The organism is Embleya sp. NPDC127516 (assembly GCF_044765325.1).
Lineage (GTDB): Bacteria > Actinomycetota > Actinomycetes > Streptomycetales > Streptomycetaceae > Embleya.
In genome coordinates this window covers 1-4,139 of the sequence record NZ_JBIWJT010000089.1, presented here as the reverse complement: position 1 = coordinate 4,139, position 4,139 = coordinate 1, and the positions used below count along the sequence as shown (strand labels likewise).

1 protein-coding gene is annotated in these 4,139 nt (G+C 73.2%); it reads right to left on the bottom strand.

The window, feature by feature from the left end; genetic code table 11:
- On the bottom strand, nucleotides 1-4,139 hold a 4,139-nt coding region (locus tag ACIRL2_RS51245; protein ID WP_402242674.1), incomplete at both ends, for a type I polyketide synthase.

Sequence of the window (4,139 nt, the reverse complement as noted above, 5' to 3'; positions counted from 1 at the left end):
GTCCGCCACCACCACCGGCCCCGACACACCCCGCCCGACCACACCCCCACCCTCAGGAGCCTGCTCCACGATCACATGCGCGTTCGTCCCACTGATCGAGAAGGAGGAGACCCCGGCGCGGCGTGGACGACCCGTCTCCGGCCACGCCCGCGCCTCGGTCAGCAATTCCACCGCGCCCGCCGTCCAGTCGACGTGCGGGGTCGGCTCGTCCACATTCAACGTGCGGGGTAGCACCCCGTGCCGCAGGGCCATCACCATCTTGATCACACCGGCGACGCCGGCGGTGGCCACCGTGTGGCCGATGTTCGACTTCAGCGAACCCAACCACAACGGCCGATCCTCCGGCCGCTCTTGACCGTAGGTCGCCAACAACGCCTGCGCCTCGATCGGATCGCCCAGCGCGGTGCCCGTACCGTGCGCCTCGACCGCATCGACCTCGTCGGCCCGAACCCCGGAGTTGGCCAGCGCCTGCCGGATGACACGCTCCTGCGATGGTCCGTTGGGGGCGGTGAGGCCGTTGCTCGCACCGTCCTGGTTGACGGCCGAGCCGCGGATGACGGCGAGGACGCGGTGCCCGTTGCGCCGTGCGTCGGAGAGCCGCTCCAGGATGACGACGCCGACGCCCTCACCCCAGGCCGTGCCGTCGGCGGAGGCCGCGAACGCCTTGATCCGGGCGTCGGGTGCCAGCCCTCGCTGCCTGCTGAACTCGGTCAACAGCCCCGGTGCGGTCAGCACCGTCACGCCGCCCGCCACCGCGAGGGTGCACTCCCCTTGGCGCAACGCGTACGCCGCCTGGTGCAGCGCCACCAGGGACGACGAGCACGCCGTGTCGGTGGTGATCGCCGGGCCTTCCAGCCCGAGGACGTAGGCCAGCCGGCCGGAGATCACGCTGTTCGTCGTACCGGTCGCCAGCAGGCCGTCCGTCCCCTCCGGGGCCTCGTGCAGCGGCGAGCCGTACTCCTGGCCCAACGCGCCGATGTACACACCCGTCCGGCTGCCGTGCACCGACTCCGGGCGGATGCCCGCGTGCTCGAACGCCTCCCAGGCGGTTTCCAGGAGCAGCCGTTGTTGCGGGTCCATGGCCAGCGCCTCGCGTGGCGCGATACCGAAGAAGCCCGCGTCGAACTCGGCCGCGCCGTGGAGGAAGCCGCCCTCGCGGGCATAGGTCTTGCCCGGCCGGTCGGGATCGGAGTCGTACAGCCCGTCGACGTCCCAGCCGCGGTCCGTCGGGAGCCCCGAGATCCCCTCGCGGCCGGAGGCGACCAACTCCCACAGTTCCTCGGGGGATCCGACGCCCCCGGGAAGCCGGCATCCCATGCCCACGATGGCCACCGGTTCGACCGACGCGACGACCGCGACCGCGGGTTCGGCGGCGGGCGCCGCGCCGAGCAGTTTGTCGCGCAGGTGTCGGGCCAGTGCGACCGGCGTCGGGTGGTCGAAGACCGCCGTCGCCGACAGGCGCAGACCGAGGGCGGCGGTCAGGCGGTTGCGCAGTTCCACAGCGGACAGCGAGTCGAAGCCGGTGTCCTTGAACTTGCCGTCCGGCCGGACCGATTCCGGTGTCGCGTGCCCCACCACGGTCGCGGCGTGGGCGCGCACCAGTTCCACGAGTTCGCGCTCGGCGTCGGCCGCGGACATCCCGGCGTACCGTTGCTCGCCCGCGGCGCCGCCCACCGGACCCGCCGCGGCGGTGCGCCGGGCGGCACGGGGACGCACCAGCGCGGAAAGCACCGCGGGCAGCGCCTCGTTCCCACCCTGAGCGAGCTGTGTGATGTCCAGCCGCGCGGGGACGAGCGTCGGCTCGTCGAGGGCGACGGCCGCGTCGAACAGGGTGAGCCCCTCCTCCGACCGCAGGGGCGCCAGGCCGAGCCGGGCGAGCCGGGCCAGGTCCGCGTGGTCCAGGTTCCCCGTCATGTCACTGCGCTGATCCCAGAAGCCCCAGGCCAACGACGTGGCCGGAAGCCCCTGGGCCCGGCGGTGCGCGGCAAGCGCGTCGAGGTAGGCGTTCGCCGCCGCGTAGTTGCCCTGCCCCGCGCCGCCTAGCGCGGCCATCACCGAGGAAAAAAGGATGAACGCCACCGGCTCCCGGTCCCGGGTGAGCCGGTGCAGGTGCCATGCCGCGTCCGCCTTGGGCCGTAGCACCGCGTCCAGCCGCTCGGGTGTCAGTGCGGAAATCAGGCCGTCGTCCAGCACACCCGCCGCGTGCACGACCGCGGTCAGCGGGTGTTCGGCCGGTATCGCGTCCAGCAGGGCGGACAGCGCCTCGGGGTCGGCGACGTCGCATGCCACAGCCGTGGCCGCGGCCCCGAGTCCGGCCAGCCGCTCGACCAATTCCCCGGCGCCCTCGGCCCCGGGCCCTCGGCGGCTGACCAACAGCAGCCGCCTTGCCCCGTGTTCGGTCACCAGGTGCCGGGCGAGCAGCTCGCCCAGTGTGCCGGTGCCGCCGGTGATCAGGACCGTGCCCTCCGGGTCCCACTGCTCGCGCGGGGGTGTCGGCGCGCCATCGGCCGCGACCGCGGCCCGGACGAGCCTCGGCACCAGGACCTCTCCCCCGCGCAGCGCGAACTGCGGCTCGCCACAGGCGAGCGCGGCGGGCAGGTTTCGGAGGGAACGCTCGTCCTCGTCGATGTCGACGAGCACGAAACGGTCCGGGTTCTCCGTCTGCGCGGTGCGCAGCAGGCCCCACACCGGCGCGGAGGCCAGATCGAGCCGCTCCGCGTCGCCGGCCGCCACCGCACCGCGGGTGACCACCGCCAGCCGGGTGTCGGCGAAACGCTCGTCGGCGAGCCACGATTGCGCCAGCGCCAGCGCCTTGAGCAGTGCGGTGCGAACGGCTGCGGGACCACCGAAGCCGGCCTCCTCGACGGAACCGGCGTCCTCGGCGGGCAGGTGGCAGGCCAGCACGAGTTCGGGCCGGGAGGTGGCGGTGGCCGGGTCGTCGAACTCGCCGCCGAGCACGGACAGGTCCGCGTACCGCCGCACCCGTGCGGCGCCCGGAACGGCGTCGAGGCCGAGTCCGTCGTCGCCCACCAGGACCCACGAGTCGACCGGGGTCCCCTCGGCCTCCGGCACCGCCCTGCTCACCCATGCCATCCGGAACAACGCATCGTGGTGCCCGTCCCGCGCCCCGACCGGTTTCCCGGGATCGACCGGACGCATCGCCAGTGAACCGACCGACGCGACCGGCACTCCTTCGGTGTCGGCGACCTCCACCACGAGGGCGTCGTGGCCCGTCGAAGCCAGTCGCACCCGCACATGCCTGGCGCCGGTCGCGTGCAGGCGCACGTCGGACCACACGAACGGCAGCCTCGGCGGCTCCGGTTCCCGTCCGGGCTCCGGGTGGGGGATGATCCCGGCGTGCAGCGCCGCGTCCAGCAGCGCGGGGTGGATACCGAAGACATCCGCTTCGGCGTGCCGCTCCTCCGGCAGCACGACCTCGGCGTACACCTCCTCGCCCCGCCTCCACACCGCCCGCAACCCCTGGAACGCGGGGCCGTACTGATAGCCGAGGGCGGCCAGTGCCGGGTACAGCTCGTCGATATCCACCGACACCGCCTCGGCCGGCGGCCACTCCCGGGGATCCCACGAGGATGCCGCCGGACCGCCGAGGGCGAGCACGCCCGTGGCGTGGCAGGTCCAGAGCACACCCGTGCGCTCGCCGTCGGGTCGGGAGTAGATGTTCACCGAACCCCGTCCGGCGTCGTCGGGCTCACCCACTTCCACCCGCAGTTGCACGCCGCCGGTCGCGGACAGGACGAGCGGCGCCTGCAAGGTGAGTTCCTCGAGGTGGTCGCCGCCCACCTCGTCACCCGCGCGAAGCGCCAACTCGACGAAGGCCGTGCCGGGCAGCAGAACGGTGTCGGAGACCGCGTGGTCGACCAGCCAGCCATGCGTTTGCAACGACAACCGGCCGGTCAGCACGGTGACATCCGTCCCCGCCAGTTCCACCGCCGCGCCGAGCAGCGGGTGTTCGATCGCCGCCTGTCCGGCTGCGGCCGCGTCTCCCGCGCTGTCGGGCGTCTCCAGCCAGTAACGCTTGTGCTCGAAGGGGTAGGTGGGGAGGTCGAGGTGGGTGGGTGGGGTGGTGGGATAGAAGCGCGTCCAGTCGGTGGTGGTGTGGGTGTGGACGGTGGCGAGTG